The following is an 18,256-nucleotide window of genomic DNA, read 5'->3' as shown; positions in this document are numbered from 1 at the left end:
CGGGTACACCGAGGAGGTACGCGCCCACCCATCGCGGAACCGCCACCGTCCGCACCCTTTCGGGGGTGAGTCCATGACACAGCCGGCCGTGGATGAGCAGACGCGCGTGGCAGCAGAGGCGACCGGGGCGGCCGCGGCAAAGGAGTACGAGGCGCAGGAGGCGTCGGAGATCCTGGCGCAGGCCAGGACCGCCGTCGACCCCGAGCTGCGGCGGGCGGTGGACGCCCTGCCGGCATCGATGCGCCGCGTCGCCCGCTACCACTTCGGTTGGGAGCACGCCGACGGCACGCCCGCCACGGGGAACGCGGGGAAGGCCGTGCGGCCCGCCCTCGTGCTCGCGGCGGCGCGGGCCCTCGGCGGGCGGCCCGAGCGGGCGGTGCGGGCGGCGGCCGCCGTGGAGCTGACGCACAACTTCACGCTGCTGCACGACGACGTGATGGACCGGGACGCCACCCGCAGGCACCGGCCCACCGCGTGGACCGTGTTCGGGGACGCCGACGCGATCCTCACGGGCGACGCGATACAGGCCCAGGCGCAGCGCATGCTCGCGGAGGAGGGCCACCCGGCGGCCTCCGCCGCGGCCGCGCGGCTCGCGGCCTGCGTGGTGGAGCTGTGCGAGGGCCAGGCCGTCGACGTCGCCCTGGAGGCGCGGGACCCGGCGGACGTGTCCCTGCCGGAGACGCTGGCCATGGCGGAGGCCAAGACCGGGGCGCTGCTCGGCTGCGCCTGCGCGGTGGGCGGCCTGTACGCGGGAGCCGGCGAGGAGGAGGTCGAGGCGCTCGACGCGTTCGGGCGCTGTGCCGGACTGGCGTTCCAGCTGATCGACGACGTGATCGGGATCTGGGGCGACCCGGTCCGCACCGGCAAGCCGGCCTGCGCGGACCTGGCCGTACGCAAGAAGTCCCTGCCCGTGGTCGCCGCGCTCGCCTCCGGCGGTGCGGCGGCGGACGAACTGGCGGCGCTGTACGGGCCGCCGGGACCGAAGAAGGAAGGAGTGGCGGAACTGGAGGCGATCGCGCTGGCCGTGGAGCGGGCCGGCGGCCGGGACTGGGCGCAGGCGCAGGCCGCGGACCACATGTCCCGCGCGGTGGACCGGTTGTCGCAGGCGGTCCCGGTGCCGGAGGCGGCGGACGGCCTGCTGTCCCTGGCGGAGTTCGTCACGCGCCGCGGGTACTGAGGCCTGCCGGCCGGGGTGCCGTGATCCCTTACGGCACCCCGGCGGCGGCATCGCGGAGAGGGGTGAGGTGGTGGCGGCAGGCGCGGCGGTGGCGCGGTAGGTGATCGTCTAGAGTGCCAACGGCCGTGCAGAGCAAGCGGGTTGGGTGTGAGGGGCGATGTGCGTGGGTGTGGGAATTCGGCGGGCCGGGGAGGCGGACCGGGATCTTGTGGTGCGGCTGCTCGACGAGGCGTTCATGGACGACCCGGTCAGCGGCTGGGTGTTTCCCGGTGAGCAGCGGCGCCGGGAGAGGCACTCGGGGCTCATGGCGGCGTTCGCGGATGCGACGTTCGCGGACGGACATGTGGATCTCACCGAGGACGGTTCGGCCGTCGCGCTGTGGGTGGACATGCCGGCCGAGCCGGAGGACGAGGGCGACGAGGACGTGCCCGCCCAGGTGCGGGAGGCCGTCGACCCGGACAACGTACGGGTGGAGCAGATAGCCCGGTGGACGGAGCAGGCGCACCCCGTGGGCCGGGCGCACGCCTACCTGTGGATGATCGGCGTCACGCCCGAGCGGCAGGGCCAGGGACTGGGGACCGCGCTGATGGCGCCGGTGCTCGAGCGCTGCGACCGCGAGGGGCTGCCCGCCTACCTGGAGGCCAGCAACCCACGCAGCCGGGAGCTGTACGAGCGCCTCGGGTTCACCTTCACCGGCACACCGATCGAACTCCCGGACGGCCCGACGATCTGGCCCATGTGGCGGGAGCCCGACACCGACTGACACCGCCGTGGAGCGGGGCGCCGTGTATAGACCCTCGGTCAGGCGTCGGGGAAGCTTGCGAAGTAGGTGGCGGCCATGTCCTCCTCGCCGTGGCCCTGTTCGGACGCGCGTTGGAAGCGGTCGCGGGCGGCTGTCACCGCGTCCACGCGGATGCCCGCGCGCTCGGCCGCGGCCAGCACCAGGTTCGCGTCCTTCGCCGCGTTGTCCACGGAGAAGCTGGGGGTGTAGTCGTCGCCGCGGATGGCCGCGGACTTGGTCTGGAAGTACCCGCTGTCCAGCGGGCCGCCGGTGACGGCCTCCACCAGGTCGTTCGCGTCCACGCCGAGTCCGCGGGCCAGCGCGAGGGCCTCGCCGACGCCCGTGGTCAGCGCGAGCACCCAGGAGTTGAGGGCGAGCTTGAGGCGGCTGGCCGCGCCCGGACTGCCGTCGCCGACCCACAGCGTGCGGGAGCCGATGGCGTCGAAGATCGGCTGGGCGCTCGCCCGCGTGGTGTCGGCTCCGGCCGCGAGCACGGTCAGCGTGCCCTGCTCGGCGGGCTGCCGCGTGCCCAGAACGGGCGCGTCGACCAGCAGGAGCCCGGCGCGGGACGCGTACTCGGCGAGCTCGTCGATGTCCTCGCCCACGGTTCCGGACTGCACCCATACGGTGCCGGGCTTCGGTGTGGCCTCCCGGACGACGTCCAGGGTGCGCGGCCCGTCGGGCAGGACGGTCACGACGACATCGGCGTCCCGGACCGCGTCGGACGCGCTGTCCGCGACCGTCACGCCGTCCGCGGCCAGCGGCTCGGCCTTCGTACGGGTCCGGTTCCAGGCCCGCACGGTGAACCCGGCGCGGGCCAGATTGCGGGCCATCGGCGCGCCCATCGTCCCGGTGCCGAGCACGGCGACGACGGGACCTGCGGCGGACGGGTCGGTGCTGCTCATGAGTGAACTCCCTGGGTGGGGTGGGGTCCGGGTGGGTGCCTCCGTGGTGTCTCCGTCTCAGACGCTAGCTCGTACCGAGGCCTCCATCGCGGTCACGAACGCCTCCCGCGTCGCCTCGTCCACCAGGTCGAGCGAGAGGTACGGGTTGAGGTCCTCCAGCTCCACCAGGAGCAGCTCGCCGCCCGGGGCGCGGCAAGCGTCGACGCGCTGGATGCCGTACGGGAGCGTGTTCCACTCGACGAAGGAGCGGGCGAACTCCCGGTCCGCCGCGGTCGGTTCGTACGGGCGCAGCTCCCAGCGGCGCGCCGGATCGGGCGCGTACAGGGCGTACAGCAGCTGGTCGTCGACGAAGTAGAACGAGACCTCGTACTGGAAGTCGATGCGCGGCTGGACCAGCAGGCCGTCCCCGTCGGGGAGTTCGGCGAGCTCGGCGGCGGGTACGACGCGCAGGCCCATCGAGTCCGCGCCCAGCTTCGGCTTCGCGATGTACGTGTCGGCCTTCGGCAGCCGGCCGAGATCCGCCGCCCGGTCGACCGTCGGGATGACCGGATACCCGGCCGTGGTCAGGTCCAGGAGGTACTGCTTGCCGGCCATGTCGGCCCGCCCGGTCAGCGGGTTGTAGACATTCGTGCCGCGCTCCAGGGCCCGCGCGCGGAACTCGTCGTACGCCTCCTGGTAGCCGAGTACCGGGCCGCTGTTGCGGACCACGACGGCGTCGAAGCCGTCCATGAGCGCGGTCGCGTCCAGGGGGTGGCACAGGGCGAGGTCGAACGCGGAGCGCAGCCGGGAGGTGAGGTGAATGTCCTCGTCGCAGTACCGGCGCCCCTGGGCGGGATACGCGAGATCGGTGACGTAGAGGACGCGGGGGCGGCGCGGGGACAAGAAGGGGCTCCTGATGGTGCAAAGGGGTGACGCCGGGGGAGCGCGGCGCTTCGGGGGATGCCGAAGGGGCCCGGCCGAGCGGCAGTGCCGTTCGGCCGGGCCCCTTCAGGAGTTCACGGACCCGCGGGGGTGCACCGCCCGCCGGTCGCAGATGTGAACAGGGCCTGGGTCAGGCCTTCTTGGTCTCCCAGAAGATCTTGTCGATCTGGGCGATGTAGTCCAGAGCCTTCTGGCCCGTGGCCGGGTCCGACGAGCCCTTGGCGGCCGAGAGGGCCTTCAGGGTGTCGTTGACCAGCTGGTGCAGCTCCGGGTACTTCTCGAAGTGCGGCGGCTTGAAGTAGTCGCTCCAGAGCACCGAGACGTGGTGCTTGGCGAGCTCGGCGCGCTGCTCCTTGATGCCGATGGCACGCGTCTGGAACTGCGGGTCGTCGTTACCGGCCATCTTTTCCTGGACGGCCTTGACCGACTCGGCCTCGATGCGGGCCTGGGCGGGGTCGTACACGCCGCAGGGGAGGTCGCAGTGAGCGCTGGCCTTCACCTTGGGGGCGAACAGGCGGGAAAGCATGTAGCTGTTCCTTCCTCGTGATCGTCTTCTCGGGTGCGACATTACTCCGTGGGGAACGGCTTTTCTCGGGTGCCCCCGGCGGCTTAGGACAAAAGTCCGGGGCAAGACTGGGACTGGTGGAGGATGGGACCGTAAGGGCACAGGCCCTAAGGCCGGCGGGAGCAGTGGTGGGAACCGGGGAGGTTTTCTGATGCCCGAGGCGATCGAGGAGATGCGCGAGGCGAAGGTGCCGTTTCAGATCATTGAGGTGGAGGGACCTTCCATGGTCCCGACGCTGTACCCCGGTGACTGGATGCTGGTGCAGCACGGCGCGCGGGTGCGGGCGGGCGATGTGATCGTCCTGCGCCACCCCTTCCAGCAGGATCTGCTGGTGGTGAAGCGGATCGCGGAGCGGCGCGAGGGCGGCTGGTGGGTGCGCGGCGACAATCCGGGCGCCGGTGGCGACAGCACGGTGTACGGGGTGGTGCCGGACGAGCTGGTGCTCGCGAAGGTGCGCGGCAGGCTGCGGCGCCGCAGGCCGTGGGCCGAGGGCGAGGGTCAGCGCTCGGTGACGGCGGTGCTGTCCTGGGTCTTCTCGGCGGTACGTCCCGTGCTGGCGGACCGGTCGGGACGGTCGGCCTCCAAGCGCTTGCGGGCCCGGTAGGCGGCGACGTTGGCGCGGGTCGCGCAGCGGTCCGAGCAGTAGCGCCGGGAGCGGTTGGTGGACGTGTCCAGGTAGGCGTTGCGGCAGGGCGTCGCCTCGCACAGGCCGAGGCGGTCGACCCCGTACTCGGTGAGGTGGAAGGCGAGGCCCATCGCGGCGATGGCGGCGTAGCCGGCCGTCGCGTTCGACGGGTGGTCGGACAGGTGCAGGTGCCACAGCGGGCGGCCGTCGTCGTCGCGATGGTTGTGCCCGGAGATCTGCGGGCTCACCGGGAACTCCAGGAGCAGCGAGTTCAGCAGGTTCACCGCGAGTTCCTCGTCGCCCCCGTCGGCCGCGTCGAACACCGCGCGCAGCCGTCCTCGTACGCCCCTGAAGCGGGTCAGATCGGCGTCCGTGGCGCGGCGGGCCGCCTCCTTGTTGGCGCCGAAGAGCTCGCGCACCGCCTCCACCGACGTCAGGGAGTCCTTGCCGCGATTCGGCTCCTCGGTGTTGACGAGGCGCACGGCGTAGTCCGAGTAATAGGCCAGTTCCACTTGTAGTCCTTACCGGGGCGCTCTATCGTCTTGTCGGGCGAGGGTAATACTCGCCCGCGCTTTCAGGGTATTACAGGGGATCACGGGAGGGTTTCATGGCCGAGACCGCCGCCAACACTCGTACCACCGACTGGCGCGCCTGGCAGGAGAGCTGGGACCGGCAACAGGAGTGGTACATGCCCGACCGCGAGGAGCGGTTCCGGGTGATGCTCGACATGGTCGAGGCGTTTGTCGGGTCCACGCCCCGGGTGCTCGACCTCGCGTGCGGTACGGGGAGTATCACGGACCGGCTGCTGAACCGGTTCCCCGGCGCCACCAGTGTCGGGGTCGACCTCGATCCGGCGCTGCTGGCCATCGCGCGGGGCACGTTCGAGGGGGACGAGCGGGTCGAGTTCGTGACTGCCGACCTCAAGGACCCGCGGTGGACCGAGGCGCTGCCGCACGATTCGTACGACGCCGTGCTCACCGCGACCGCGTTGCACTGGCTGCACTCCGAACCTCTCGCGACGCTCTACGGGCAGGTCGCCGGGCTCGTGCGCGACGGCGGCGTCTTCATGAACGCGGACCACATGATCGACGAGTCGACGCCGAGGATCAATGCGGCGGAGCGGGCGTTGCGGCATGCGCGGATGGGTTCGGCGAAGGCCTCCGGCGCGGTGGACTGGGCGGAGTGGTGGGGGCTTGCTGCGGCGGACCCGGTGCTGGCCGGGCCGACCGCCGAGCGGTTCGAGATCTATGGGGAGCATGCGGATGGGGATACGCCGTCGGTGGGGTGGCACGGGGCCGCGCTGCGGGGGGCCGGGTTCGGGGAAGCGCGGGCGGTGTGGTGCTCGCCGTCGGACTCGATGGTGCTCGCCGTGAAGTGAGCCCCCGCGGCGATGGCGTTGCGGTCGCGGGGCTCTGCCCCGGACCCCGCTGCTCAATCGCCGCAGGGGCTTGATGGTGCGCAGTTGGGCTTGAACGACCGGTTCTACAGCACCTTCGACAGGAAGGACTGGGTGCGTTCCTGTTGGGGGTTGGTGAGGACCTCGCGGGGGTCGCCGGCTTCGACGACCACGCCGTCGTCCATGAAGACGAGGCTGTCGCCGACCTCGCGGGCGAAGCCCATCTCGTGGGTGACGACGATCATCGTCATGCCGGACTCCGCGAGGTCGCGCATGACGTCGAGGACCTCGCCGACCAGCTCCGGGTCGAGCGCGGACGTCGGCTCGTCGAAGAGCATCAGCTTCGGCTCCATCGCGAGCGCGCGGGCGATCGCCACGCGCTGCTGCTGGCCGCCGGAGAGCTGCGAGGGGTAGTTGTCGGCCTTGTCGGCGAGGCCGACCCGCTCGAGCAGTTCCTTGGCCCGCTTGCGGGCCTCGGACCTCGACTGCTTCTTGACCTGGACCGGCGCCTCCATGACGTTCTCGACGGCTGTCATGTGCGGGAAGAGGTTGAAGCGCTGGAACACCATGCCGATGTCCCGGCGCTGCTGCGCGACCTCCCGGTCCCGCAGCTCGTACAGCTTGTCGCCCTGCTGCCGGTAGCCGACCAGGCTCCCGTCGACGTACAGCCGCCCGGCGTTGACCTTCTCCAGGTGGTTGATGCAGCGCAGGAACGTCGACTTTCCGGAGCCGGAGGGGCCGATGAGGCAGAAGACCTCGCCCTGCTTGACCTCCAGGTCGATGCCCTTGAGGACCTCGACGTGACCGAAGGACTTGTGGACCTGTTCGGCCTTGACCATGGCTTGCTCGCTCATGCCATGCCTCCGTTCGGGCGGCCCAGGGAGAACAGGGTGCCGCGCACCTTCTGCCAGGGGGTGGCCGACAGTTGGCGGCTGGTGCCGCGGGCGTAGTACCGCTCGATGTAGTACTGACCGACGCTGAGGATCGAGGTCATGATCAGGTACCAGGCGGCGGCGAGGAAGAACATCTCCACCGGTGACCCGGACTGCTGGCCGATGTCCTGGGCGGCCCGGAACAGTTCGACGAACTGCACCATCGACACCAGGGACGTCGTCTTCAGCATGTTGATGACTTCGTTGCCCGTGGGCGGCACGATCACGCGCATCGCCTGCGGGATGATCACGCGGCGCAGCGTCTTGCCGTGGCTCATGCCGAGCGCGTGCGAGGCCTCGGTCTGGCCCTCGTCGACCGATTGCAGGCCGGCGCGGCAGATCTCCGCCATGTACGCGGCCTCGTTGAGGCCGAAGCCGAGCAGCGCCGTCAGGAACGGCGTCATGAAGGACGACCAGTAGTCCTTGTAGATCGGCCCGAGGTTGATGTACTCGAAGACCAGGCCCAGGTTGAACCAGATGAACAGCTGGACCAGGACCGGCGTGCCGCGGAAGAACCAGATGTAGAACCAGGAGATGGAGCTGGTCACCGGGTTCTTCGACAGCCGCATGACGGCGAGCACGATGCCGCCGACGATGCCGATCACCATCGCGAGGACCGTCAGGAGCAGCGTCTTCAGCGCGCCGGTGACGATCCGCTCGTCGAAGAAGAACTCCGGGATGGTGCCCCAGTTGATCTTGCCCTGGCCGAAGGCGTACACGATCAGGGCCAGCAGGGCGACGGCGATGAACGCCGAGAGATACCGCCCGTAGTGCCGCACCGGGATCGCCTTGATGGCTTCCGGCCGGGCCGCGGGCGGCGGCGTGTCCTGGGGGCCGCCGCCCGTCTTGTCTATGTCAACAGACACGGATGTTGCCTTTCACGACGTCGCGGACGTCCATGGCTCGGGCCACGGGCGTGAGCCGCGCGGTCAATGATGTGGAACGCGCGGTCACTTGCCGCCGTTGAGGGTCGCCGACTTCACGGCACCCGCCTCGACGCCCCACTTGGCGATGACCTTGTCGTACTCGCCGTTCTTGATGATCGCGTCGAGCGCGGCCTTGATCGCGTCGCGCAGCTGCTTCTGGTCCTTGGAGACCGCGATGCCGTACGGGGCGGCCTCGACCTGGTCGCCGACGAGCTCGAAGTCCTTGCCGCCGCCCGCGGTCTTCACGGCGTACGCGGCGACCGGGAAGTCGGAGGAGCCGGCGTCGGCGCCGCCGGAGCGCAGCCGGGTCTGGGCCTGCTGGTCGTCGTCGAAGGACTGGATGCCGAGCTTCTCGCCGCCCTTGCACTTCTTCGCCTGCGACTTGGCGAGGTCGTGGGAGACGGTGCCGCGCTGCACGACGATCTTCTTGCCGCAGAGGTCGTCCCAGGTCTTGATGCCCTGGGTCTTGCCCTTCGGGGTGTAGATCGAGACGCCCGCGTTGAAGTAGTCGACGAAGTCGACGCCGTCGCCGACCTTCTTGCCGGTGTCGGAGTCGACGCCGTTCTGGCGGTCCTTGGTGTCGGTCATGGCCGACATGGCGAGGTCGTAGCGGTTCGACTTCAGGCCCGTGACGAGGGTGTCGAACGTGGCGTTCTGGAACTGGAAGTCCACGCCGAGCTGCTTGCCCATGGCCTTCGCCAGGTCGGGGTCGATGCCGATCGCCTTGCCCGACTTGTCCTTGAACTCGACCGGCGCGTACGCGATGTCCGAGCCGACCCGGATGACGCCCTTGTCGCGGATCTCCTTCGGGAGCTTGTCCGCGAGCGGCGCGGACTTGGCGCCCGACTTGGTGCTGTCGCCCGACTTCGTCTGGTCACCGCAGCCGGTCAGCAGCAGAGTGCCGGCGACCGCGATCGCGCCGACCGCGGCTATCCGGGACTTCGCGGACTTCGCGGTCGTGCGCTGGGTGGTGCTTGCGGTCATGGTTGGTTCCTCCGGCGGGTGTGGGAGTTGCCGTGCTGGTCGCCTGGCACACACCTTCGGGTGTCGCGACCTCGTGTGATGAGGCATCTTGCCATTCGGACTTACCGATTCAGGAGGTCAGCCATGTCAAAATCGGATAACGGGTGAGCGAAGAGTGCCAACGACCCCCGGTTTCGGCGTGCATGGGGGCTACAGCATCTGCGGAACTTCCGCCCCGCGACCGGAGATCCTCCGGCGGGCCGCCCGCTGTCTCACCATTCGGGCGGACTTCCCTCGTTTTGGGCGATCGACTTGTGGACTTGTCCATATATTCGGCTATGAGTCATGTCACCGGGGCGTGATCGATCACGGGCGGGCTCGTCCCGGACACCGCCCGTCAGGTAAGAAGGATCCTTACACCCCTCATCCGGGGCTCAGGGCGCGCGTGCGGCGCGTCCGTCGCGCAGGTGCCCACAGGGCGGCCCACAACAGGACCGTCCGGCGCGTGCGCGGTGCCCGCCCGTCCCTCAATCAGGGACGGAACCACCCTCAACCTGTGCAACATGACTTAAGGGGTCAGAAAAGTGGCAGCGGAGATCGTCAACCCTCGCAGCGACGCGAGTACCGGCAACGAGGGCTCCGACGAGCCCTTCGATCCGGCTTTCGCGCTGCACCGTGGCGGCAAGATGGCCGTGCAGGCCACCGTGCCGGTCCGCGACAAGGACGACCTGTCCCTGGCGTACACGCCCGGCGTCGCGAAGGTGTGCAGCGCGATCGCCGAGCAGCCGGAGCTCGTCCACGACTACACGTGGAAGTCGAGCGTCGTGGCCGTCGTGACGGACGGTTCGGCCGTCCTCGGACTCGGTGACATCGGTCCCGAGGCCTCCCTCCCGGTGATGGAGGGCAAGGCCATTCTCTTCAAGCAGTTCGGTGGCGTGGACGCGGTGCCGCTCGCGCTCTCGACGAACGACGTCGACGAGATCGTGGACACCGTCGTGCGCCTCGCCCCGTCCTTCGGCGGCGTGAACCTCGAGGACATCTCGGCCCCGCGCTGCTTCGAGATCGAGAAGAAGCTCCAGGAGCGCCTCGACATCCCGGTCTTCCACGACGACCAGCACGGCACCGCCGTCGTGACGCTGGCCGCCCTGAAGAACGCGGCCCGGCTCAGCGGGCGGACGCTCGGCGAGCTGCGCGCCGTGATCTCCGGCGCCGGTGCGGCGGGCGTCGCGATCGCGAAGTTCCTCCTTGAGGCGGGCCTCGGCGACGTCGCGGTCACGGACCGCAAGGGCATCGTCAGCCGGGACCGCGAGGACCTGACGCCGGTCAAGCGTGAGCTCGCCGAGATCACCAACAAGGCGGGCCTGTCCGGCTCCCTCGAGGACGCCCTCGCGGGTGCCGACGTCTACATCGGTGTCTCCGGCGGTACGGTCCCCGAGCCCGCGGTCGCCTCCATGGCGCCGGGTTCCTTCGTGTTCGCGATGGCCAACCCGAACCCCGAGGTGCACCCCGACATCGCGCACAAGTACGCGGCTGTCGTGGCGACCGGGCGTTCGGACTTCCCGAACCAGATCAACAACGTGCTCGCGTTCCCCGGCATCTTCGCCGGCGCGCTCCAGGTCCGGGCCTCCCAGATCACCGAGACGATGAAGATCGCGGCGGCCGAGGCGCTGGCCGCGGTGGTCGGTGACGAGCTGTCCGCCGAGTACGTGATCCCGTCGCCGTTCGACGAGCGGGTGGCGCCGGCGGTCACGGCGGCGGTTGCCGCTGCCGCTCGGGCCGAGGGCGTTGCCCGACGCTGACCGCTGTTTCTTGGTGAAGGCCCCGCCTCTGGCGGGGCCTTTTCCGTGCGCGTGGCGTTCGTGGCTACGGGACGTGTGTCACAGGTGGCGGAGGTTCCCCGGCCGGGGGACGGCGCCTATCGTCAAGGTCATGTTCGCCGCCTACGCAGCCCGAATCGACCGTGATCAGCCGCTGAACGGCCTGGAGTTGGGGGAGCGGCCCGCCCCCGAGAACCGGCCCGGCTGGACCACCGTGAACGTCAGGGCCGCCTCCCTCAACCACCACGATCTGTGGTCGCTGCGCGGGGTCGGCCTGGGGGAGGAGTCCCTGCCGATGATCCTCGGCTGCGACGCCGCCGGGATCGACAGCGAGGGCAACGAGGTCGTCCTGCACTCCGTCATCGGCCAGACCGGCTACGGGGTCGGGCCCCGCGAGAAGCGCTCGATCCTCACCGAGAAGTACCAGGGCACCTTCGCCGAGCAGGTCACCGTGCCCGAGTGGAACGTGCTGCGCAAGCCTCGCGAGTTGTCGTTCGAGGAGGCCGCGTGCCTGCCGACCGCGTGGCTCACCGCGTACCGGATGCTCTTCACCAATGCGGGCGTACGTCCCGGTGACTCGGTCCTCGTGCAGGGCGCGGGCGGCGGGGTCGCGACGGCCGCGATCGTGCTCGGCAAGGCGGCGGGGCTGCGGGTCTTCGCGACCAGCCGCGACGAGGCGAAGCGCAAGCGGGCCCTGGAGTTGGGGGCGGTCGAGGCCGTCGAGACGGGTGCGCGGCTGCCGGAGCGCGTCGACGCGGTGATCGAGACCGTGGGCGCCGCGACGTGGTCGCACTCCGTGAAGTCGCTGAAGCCGGGCGGGACGCTGGTGATCTCGGGCGCGACGAGCGGGCCGAACCCGCCGGCCGCGGAGCTGAACCGGATCTTCTTCCTGGAGCTCAAGGTCGTCGGCTCCACCATGGGGTCCAAGGACGAGCTGGAGGACCTGCTGTCCTTCTGCGCCGCGACGGGTGTGCGGCCGGTGATCGACGAGGTGCTGCCGCTGGACCGCGCCCGCGAGGGCTTCCAGAAGATGGCCGGCGGCGAGCTGTTCGGGAAGGTCGTGCTGAGCGTCTGACCTCGCGTCGGCGCTTTGGGCCGTGCCGTGGTCGGCGCCTGTCGTGATGGGTGCGCGGCACCGGGGTGCCGCCTTGCCCACCCTGCCGCCCAAGGCGGCAGATTGCCCAAGGCGGTGGCGGCCGACCGTCGCGGGTGGCTCCCGGGGGGGGGCTACGGCTTCGGTGTGCGGAGGGTTGCCGTGATGTGGGCCGCTGCCTCGGACAAGTGGTGGCGGGCGGCGCGGAGTTGGGGTTCCGTGACGCCGTGGTCGCGGGCCGTGTCGCGGATGTCGTCGCGGAAGCGGTCCAGGAGGCGGTCCAGGTCGCGGGCCGGGTCGCCGCTGGTGGAATCGTCCTCCGCCGCCCAGGACGGGACGTACTCGGCCGGGACCTCGTCGTTCGGCGGGCGGTACTGGGGCTCGGTCGGCGCCTTGGGCCCGGCGTCCTTGCTCCAGGACTTGCCGAACTCGCCGAATTCCTTGGCCAGTTCCGTGAGGCCCTCGCGCACCCCCGTCGGCCAGTCGCCGCGCGTGAAGTGGTCCTGCACCTGCTCCTGGACGCGCTTGGCCATGCGCTGGAAGTCCTCCGCCGCCTGCGCCCGCACCTGCTCCTGCGACTCCTTGGCCTGGCGGCGCGCCCGCTGGGCCTCCTCGCGGGCCCGGCGGCTCTCGTCCTTCGCGCGCCGCGCCTGCTCCTTCCACTCGTGCTTGGCGCGCCGCACCTCCTCCTTGGTGGCCTGCCAGGCCTCCTTGTCGGCGAAGTCGCCCGGTCCTGTGCGGGTCCGGGACGCGGCGGCACGCACCTCGCGGCGCAGATCGCCCGCCGCTCCCCGCACGTCGTCCCTGATCTCCGCCGCCAGCTCGGCCACGGACTCACGGATCTCCAGCTCGAGGTCGGCCAGCTCGCCGCTGCGGTCCGCCAGTTCGGCCCGCCCCGCTTCGGTGATCGCGTAGACCTTCCGGCCGCCCTCCGTGGTGTGCGTGACCAGGCCCTCGGACTCCAGCTTGGCGAGGCGCGGGTAGACCGTGCCGGCCGAGGGCGCGTACAGCCCTTGGAAGCGTTCCTCGAGCAAGCGGATCACTTCGTACCCGTGGCGCGGCGCCTCGTCGAGCAGCTTCAACAGGTAGAGGCGCAGGCGGCCGTGGGCGAAGACGGGGGGCATGTCAGAGCACCTTCTTGTCGGCGGGGGCGGCGGGGGCGGCGGGGTCGACAGGGGCGGAGGGGGCGGCGTCCCCCGGCTCGGGGGCGTCCGAGAGTTCCGGGGAGTGCGGGGCCTCCTCCGAAGGGGGCCTGCGCAGCAGGGCGATCGATCCGGAGACCGTCGTCGCCTTCAGTTTTCCGGTGCCCGCGCCGAGCCGGCCGGTGATCTTGTGCGCGCCCCAGGAACCCGCCACCCGCAGGTCCTCGAAGGCGTTGGAGACCGCTCCGCTCGCCGTGTTCGCCTCGACCTCCGTGTCCGCCGGGTGCGGGATACGGATGGCGATCTCGCCGGAGACGCTCGTCAGACTCACGTCCGTGGGCCCCGCGGGGTCCAGGTCCACGATCATCGACCCGCTCACCGTGTCCGCCTTCACGAAGGATCCCGAGCCGTCGACCACGGTCAGGTCCCCGGAGACCGAGTTGAACCGGAGGTCGCCGGTGACCGCCTGCGCTTCGACGCCACCGGACACGGTGCTGGTGCGCACCGGGCCCGTGACACCGACGAGTGTCGTGTCTCCGGTGACGCCCTTCACCTCCGTCGGCCCCTCCGTGCCCGAGACCACCGCGCCCGCGCCGACCACGCCGACCTCGACCCGGGTGTCCGCCGGTACCGCGAGCGAGACGACCGCGCTGCGGTTCCACCCCTTGCGGTCGAGCCACTTGAGGAAGCCCTTCCAGGGCAGATCGTCGTACGCGACGGTGAGGGTGCCGCCCGACTGCGTCACGCGCAGGGGCGGTCCTTCGATCTCCGAGACCTCCAGGCGGGCCGGGCCCTCGGCCGTCCCCACCACATTCACCGCACCACTCACGATGCGCACGTGCAGGGCCGACACCGGCTCGTCGAAAACGAGCTTCTGCGGCTCCGTGACGGACCACTCGGTCATGGTGCGACCTCCTCGACGGCCGGGAGTGAACGCGCCATATCGCGTCCTCTGTCAAACACGATATATCGCGGATGGGGAAAGTCAAGACTGTCGCGGAGGTCCGTGCCCCGACGCCCGGCGGGCCGTCCAATTGCTGCGGAATTGCACCGACTTGCCCTAGCGTGGGGCCATGTCGTCCCTCGAACCCGCCGGTGCGCTGCTGCTCTGCCGCGCCGAACCGTCCGTCGTCGGGCCCGCCGCCCAGCTGCTGCGCGAGCGGATGCTGCTCACCCGCGCCGGACGTGAGTGGAGCGTCCTCGTGCCCGAGGCGAAGCCGTGGCTGTCCATGGAGGACGGCGGCGGCGAACCCGTCGACCGGGTGCTCGGCGGCTGGGCGGGCGCGCTCGCCGTCGGCGCGCCCTGGCCGGTGCTCGCGCTGTGGTGGGACGCCGACCGCAGCGGGTTCACGCTGGCCTCCGGGTTCCGCCGCCCCGTCGGCTACGAATGGCTGGCGAACGGCACGCCGGTCGGCGAGGCGGAGGCGCTGCGCACCTTCGCGGCGCGCCTGGGGCTGGATCCCGTACTCGACCTACAGGCCCTCGAAGCCCTCGCGAAGCCCGACACCGGTGACGGCGCGGCCGACGCGCGCGCCCGCATGCTGGGCCTGCTCGCGGTGCTCACCGGCACCGGACTCGCCCTGCCCGCCGGGCTGACCCCCGGCGAACCGGCCGACCGGCTGCGCGAGGTCGCGCGGGTCCAGCCGGACGCGCAGCAGATCAGCTGGTCGGGCTGGCGCGACGCCGTGCACGCCGAGCTCGATGTCGTGGAGGCCACGGGCGTAGGCCCCTGGCTGCGCGGACCCAGGGCGCGGTTGATCGCCGCCGCCCAGCTGGCAGCCGGGCTGCCGCTCACCGTGTACGGCCTGCGGCGACGCAGCGGCGGCTGGACCACCGCCGGGGCGCTGCTCCTGCTGCACGGTGCGCTCGGATTCGCGTACGACAGGATGCGCGCGACCCGCGACTGACCGTCCTGCCGGGTCCGACCGTCCTGCCGGGCCGACCGCTCTGTCGGGGCCGACCGTCCAGCCGGGGTCGACCACGCCCCAGCCGGCGCCTACTCCTCGTCGTCGTCCTCGTCGTCGAGCCGCGCCAGCCACGTGGCGAGCCGCTCCACCGGGACCTCGAAGTCCGGGTTGAGGTCGACGAACGTCCGCAGCTGCTCGGCGAGCCACTCGAAGGTGACCTCCTCCTCGCCGCGCCGCTTCTCCAGCTCTTCGATGCCGCGGTCCGTGAAGTACATGGGGCTGTTTCTCCTGCGTGCGTGGCCCGCGGGCGCGCGGGCGTGGTGTGACTGCCCACCAAGCCTATGGGGACCGGCGACCATGAAGCCCGCCCGAGGGGTAGCTCCGGCTCATCCTGGGAAGGACCCTTGTCCCGCATGGCAGGTCGCGGGGAACGGGAAACGGGGGAGCGGTATGGGGCAGGAAGTGACCAGGGTCGCGCGGATCGCGCTGCCGGACGGGACACCGGTGTGGGCCCGGATATCCGGTGCGGCCGATGAACTGGGCGTACGCGAAGGGGAGTTGTCGTTCTCCGACACCGGAATCACCGACCGTGTGGAGGCGAGTGTCGAGAGTCTGCACGCGCTCGTGACGGGGGTCGCGCGCTCCCTCGCGCGGCCGCTGCGCGCCGTGCGCCCCGACGAGGTGAGCGTCGAGTTCGGCGTCGAGCTGACGGCCAAGGCGGGCAAGGTCGTCGGGCTGCTCGCGGACGGTGAGGCGAAGGCGGGCATCAAGGTCACGCTGACCTGGAACGAAGGGCCGCCCGACCTGGAGAACCCGCAGGACCCCGCCGCCCACGCGGCAGCCGGCACTCCACCCGCCCCCCGCGCCCCCACGGGCGCACCGCCCGGCGCCCCGGCGCACGGGGGAGCCGACCCGACCGTCGCCGGGGCCGGAGCATGACACCAGAACGCGACGGGGGCGCATCGGGCAAGCGGGATGCCGCCCTCCTTGCACTGCGTGAACTCGTCATGGCGGCCACCGTGCGCATTCATCGCACAGAGGCCGGGTATGCAGCCGACGAACCCGGAAGCTTCGTCGGGAGCGGCTTCTTCGTCGCCCCGAACTGGGTGTTGACCTGCGCACATGTGGCACGCGGCGGGGAAGGGGGCGAGCTGACGGTGGCCTACGAGAGCGGTCCTGGCCGCGGCACGTCCCACGTACCGGGGGAAGTCGTCGCCACGCTCCCCGAGGGTGTCGAACAGGCGGTGCCCGGCAAGTGGCCCGCCCCCGACCTCGCCCTCGTGCGGCTGCGCGAACCCGTCGACCATGAGTGCGTCTACGTAGCCGAGCGCCCCGCCTCCTACTACAGCGAGGGGGAGGTCTTCTACGCCGGTTGGACCGTGGTGGACGGACAGGTGTGCCGCCTCGACGGGCCGATCGCCGTCAAGGGCACCATCGGCGACTGGTCGTCCGGCGTGCAGCTGCGCCTCGGGGAGAACGACCTGCCGTACGGGATCTCGGGCGGCCCCGTCGTCGACCCGGTGCGCGGCGAGGTCATCGGCGTACTGAAGTCGCGGGCGGACCACGGGCGGGGCGGCACGTCCATCGGGATCGAGCAGCTGCGCACGCTGCCCGCGCCGGTGCCGGGGCAGGCGGTGCGGGCCGAGCACGACGACCTCTACCAGTCGGTCTGCCACGCCCACGACCGCTACCACCGGGACCGCCAGCGGCAGTCGCAGCCCGCCCGGAACACCTGGGCCGATGTGCAGAGCCGGCTCGGCGCGCGGCCGGGGCGGACGCTCACCGCGGGCGAGCGCGTCCAGTTGCTCGGCCGGCTCGCCGACCTGCCGCCCCCGGTCAGCACGCGCGGCCTGCTCGACATCATGGACTCGCTCCCGGAGTTCGAGGGGAGCGCCCCGCTGCCTTCGCCGCGCGGCTGGCGGGACGGGCTCGGGGCCCTGTACGAGGGCGCGCACGACGAGGGCGTACGCGGGCTCGTACTCGACTACGCGATGCGGGTCCTGTCGGCCGAGCGCCCCTTCGTCACACCCGGCACGGCGGGCGCAGAGGCGGCCCTGTGGGAGTGGGTGCGGCAGGCCGGGGAGGGGCGGCTCGACGGCGCGCGCAGACGCCGCATCGAGAAGCAGCGCATCGAGCGCCTGCGGCAGCGCAGACCACCGGGCGCGCCGCCCGAGCCCGCCCCGGACCGGTCGGCCCGGCCCGCCGCGCTGCTCGAACTCGTCGAGCGCGGCTGGGAACGGGACCACTGGGACTGGCAGGTGTACGTGACCCGGCCGGGCGGCGCGCGCGACTGTGTGCGGCAGGAGGAGCGCACCCCGACCGACGCCCTCCCGGAGCGGCTCGCCGCGCCCCTCGCGGAGGCCTTCCGGCAGTGCGACGAGCCGGGCTGGCCCGCGATCCTCCAGGTGGTGCTCCCGCACACCCGCCTCGACCTGCCGGTGGACGGCTGGCGGCTGCGGCCGGACGAGCCGCCGCTGGGCGTGCGCGGGCCCGTCGTGCTGCGCTGCGGCGACCGGGACCGGCTGCCGGGCGAGCCGGGGTTCGAGGACTTCGCCCCGGCCCCGCCCGGGTCGGACGCGGACCGCGCGGACCGCTGGCGCTGGCTGCACGCGCACGGAGCCAGGGCCGAGATCCTCGACTGCGACGACGGGGTGCCCAGGCCGGTGCCGGAGAGCTTCGAGTTGCGCAATCTGTCGCCCGGATCCGTACCGGTGATGTGTCGCTATGGAGAGCATCGGTACGAGGACGACACCGAGGCGCTGGCCCGGGTGCTGCTGGGCGGTTTCGGTGTCGCCCTGTGGCGTCGCGGCCCGGCCCGCTCGGCGGCGGTGTGCGGCGAGTTCCACCGCGGCGCCGCCGTGACGGTGGCCGATGCGCGCGGGGCGCGGCATCTCCCGGAGCGTGTCCACGAGTTGCGCAGAAAGCTCCTGGCCAGCCACACGGAGGCGTACTGGGCCGACGGCATCGCCCTGTACTACGACGATCCGGAACAGCCGCTTCCAGCGGGCGAACTTTTGGAGGCGCCGTGACGCCACCGCGTCGAACCGCCCCAGAGTCGCCCGGTCCGAAGATCGCCGGAAGGCCCAACCACCCTGCCGCGAATGGG

Annotated in this window: 19 protein-coding genes; 9 read left to right on the top strand and 10 right to left on the bottom strand. The window is 71.5% G+C overall.

All coding sequences use genetic code 11. The features are described 5' to 3' along the window. The first annotated feature begins 73 nt into the window (after positions 1-73). Together ACOKM3_RS16190 and ACOKM3_RS16185 are read left to right on the top strand one after the other, a co-directional pair. Positions 74-1,177 carry a family 2 encapsulin nanocompartment cargo protein polyprenyl transferase gene (locus ACOKM3_RS16190; RefSeq protein WP_426901103.1) on the top strand — a complete coding sequence of 368 codons (1,104 nt, stop codon included), beginning with the start codon at positions 74-76 and terminating at the stop codon, positions 1,175-1,177. A 163-nt stretch (positions 1,178-1,340) separates the two neighbouring features. Beyond that, positions 1,341-1,940 (top strand): GNAT family N-acetyltransferase, encoded by a 600-nt coding sequence (locus ACOKM3_RS16185; RefSeq protein WP_426901101.1) that lies wholly within the window; start codon positions 1,341-1,343, stop codon positions 1,938-1,940. A gap of 38 nt (positions 1,941-1,978) precedes the next feature. Here the strand turns inward: ACOKM3_RS16185 and ACOKM3_RS16180 are convergent, their stop codons facing one another. From ACOKM3_RS16180 to sodN, 3 genes are all read right to left on the bottom strand, one after another. Beyond that, a complete protein-coding gene (locus ACOKM3_RS16180) occupies positions 1,979-2,863 on the bottom strand; it encodes an NAD(P)-dependent oxidoreductase (protein ID WP_426901099.1) in 885 nt (294 codons plus the stop codon). Between the two features lie 57 nt (positions 2,864-2,920). After that, on the bottom strand, positions 2,921-3,745 hold the full coding sequence (locus ACOKM3_RS16175; RefSeq protein ID WP_426901097.1) for an ATP-grasp domain-containing protein: 825 nt from the start codon (positions 3,743-3,745) through the stop codon (positions 2,921-2,923). 169 nt (positions 3,746-3,914) lie between these two features. Further along, the gene (gene sodN / locus ACOKM3_RS16170) at positions 3,915-4,310 is read right to left on the bottom strand and encodes a superoxide dismutase, Ni (protein WP_306323441.1); all 396 of its coding nucleotides are present in this window, start codon (positions 4,308-4,310) and stop codon (positions 3,915-3,917) included. Between the two features lie 190 nt (positions 4,311-4,500). On the opposite strand from sodN, the gene sodX reads away from it, so the two are divergent. Further along, entirely contained in the window at positions 4,501-4,953 is a 453-nt protein-coding gene (sodX, locus tag ACOKM3_RS16165) for a nickel-type superoxide dismutase maturation protease (protein ID WP_426901095.1), read from the top strand. On the opposite strand, the gene ACOKM3_RS16160 is transcribed toward sodX, so the two are convergent. Further along, positions 4,848-5,486, bottom strand: a complete 639-nt coding sequence (locus ACOKM3_RS16160; protein ID WP_426901093.1) for a CGNR zinc finger domain-containing protein — start codon at positions 5,484-5,486, stop codon at positions 4,848-4,850. The genes sodX and ACOKM3_RS16160 overlap by 106 nt on opposite strands. Positions 5,487-5,581: 95 nt before the next feature. On the opposite strand from ACOKM3_RS16160, the gene ACOKM3_RS16155 reads away from it, so the two are divergent. Beyond that, positions 5,582-6,352 carry a class I SAM-dependent methyltransferase gene (locus ACOKM3_RS16155; RefSeq protein ID WP_426901091.1) on the top strand — a complete coding sequence of 257 codons (771 nt, stop codon included), beginning with the start codon at positions 5,582-5,584 and terminating at the stop codon, positions 6,350-6,352. A gap of 104 nt (positions 6,353-6,456) precedes the next feature. Here the strand turns inward: ACOKM3_RS16155 and ACOKM3_RS16150 are convergent, their stop codons facing one another. The 3 genes from ACOKM3_RS16150 to ACOKM3_RS16140 all read right to left on the bottom strand — a co-directional run bounded on the left by ACOKM3_RS16150 (position 6,457) and on the right by ACOKM3_RS16140 (position 9,212). Beyond that, positions 6,457-7,209, bottom strand: a complete 753-nt coding sequence (locus ACOKM3_RS16150) for an amino acid ABC transporter ATP-binding protein (protein WP_426906809.1) — start codon at positions 7,207-7,209, stop codon at positions 6,457-6,459. A gap of 11 nt (positions 7,210-7,220) precedes the next feature. After that, on the bottom strand, positions 7,221-8,168 hold the full coding sequence (locus tag ACOKM3_RS16145; protein ID WP_426901090.1) for an amino acid ABC transporter permease: 948 nt from the start codon (positions 8,166-8,168) through the stop codon (positions 7,221-7,223). Between the two features lie 84 nt (positions 8,169-8,252). Further along, positions 8,253-9,212 (bottom strand): ABC transporter substrate-binding protein, encoded by a 960-nt coding sequence (locus ACOKM3_RS16140; protein WP_426901088.1) that lies wholly within the window; start codon positions 9,210-9,212, stop codon positions 8,253-8,255. Positions 9,213-9,775: 563 nt separating this feature from the next. On the opposite strand from ACOKM3_RS16140, the gene ACOKM3_RS16135 reads away from it, so the two are divergent. Beyond that, entirely contained in the window at positions 9,776-10,990 is a 1,215-nt protein-coding gene (locus ACOKM3_RS16135; RefSeq protein WP_426901086.1) for an NAD(P)-dependent malic enzyme, read from the top strand. A 130-nt stretch (positions 10,991-11,120) separates the two neighbouring features. Then, positions 11,121-12,083, top strand: a complete 963-nt coding sequence (locus tag ACOKM3_RS16130; RefSeq protein WP_426901084.1) for a zinc-binding dehydrogenase — start codon at positions 11,121-11,123, stop codon at positions 12,081-12,083. Positions 12,084-12,235: 152 nt separating this feature from the next. Here the strand turns inward: ACOKM3_RS16130 and ACOKM3_RS16125 are convergent, their stop codons facing one another. Continuing rightward, positions 12,236-13,225: a PadR family transcriptional regulator gene (locus ACOKM3_RS16125; protein WP_426901082.1), complete on the bottom strand. Its 990-nt coding sequence runs from the start codon at positions 13,223-13,225 to the stop codon at positions 12,236-12,238. A 1-nt stretch (position 13,226) separates the two neighbouring features. Beyond that, entirely contained in the window at positions 13,227-14,147 is a 921-nt protein-coding gene (locus ACOKM3_RS16120) for a DUF4097 family beta strand repeat-containing protein (RefSeq protein ID WP_426901080.1), read from the bottom strand. A 169-nt stretch (positions 14,148-14,316) separates the two neighbouring features. Here ACOKM3_RS16120 and ACOKM3_RS16115 point away from each other — a divergent pair, with 169 nt between their 5' ends. Beyond that, positions 14,317-15,150, top strand: a complete 834-nt coding sequence (locus tag ACOKM3_RS16115; RefSeq protein ID WP_426901078.1) for a hypothetical protein — start codon at positions 14,317-14,319, stop codon at positions 15,148-15,150. An 89-nt stretch (positions 15,151-15,239) separates the two neighbouring features. Here the strand turns inward: ACOKM3_RS16115 and ACOKM3_RS16110 are convergent, their stop codons facing one another. Beyond that, positions 15,240-15,425, bottom strand: coding sequence for a DUF6104 family protein (locus ACOKM3_RS16110; protein ID WP_037674049.1), 186 nt, complete (start codon positions 15,423-15,425; stop codon positions 15,240-15,242). 175 nt (positions 15,426-15,600) lie between these two features. Between ACOKM3_RS16110 and ACOKM3_RS16105 the strand changes: the two genes are divergently transcribed. Further along, positions 15,601-16,089: a CU044_2847 family protein gene (locus ACOKM3_RS16105; RefSeq protein ID WP_426901076.1), complete on the top strand. Its 489-nt coding sequence runs from the start codon at positions 15,601-15,603 to the stop codon at positions 16,087-16,089. After that, positions 16,086-18,179 (top strand): VMAP-C domain-containing protein, encoded by a 2,094-nt coding sequence (locus ACOKM3_RS16100; RefSeq protein ID WP_426901074.1) that lies wholly within the window; start codon positions 16,086-16,088, stop codon positions 18,177-18,179. The genes ACOKM3_RS16105 and ACOKM3_RS16100 overlap by 4 nt, the downstream gene beginning before the upstream one ends. Positions 18,180-18,256 lie beyond the last annotated feature (77 nt).

It is taken from the genome of Streptomyces nidicola, from assembly GCF_050106155.1.
Classification (GTDB): domain Bacteria; phylum Actinomycetota; class Actinomycetes; order Streptomycetales; family Streptomycetaceae; genus Streptomyces.
Note: the sequence above shows the minus strand (reverse complement) of the source record. Positions and strands in the feature narration are given on the sequence as shown.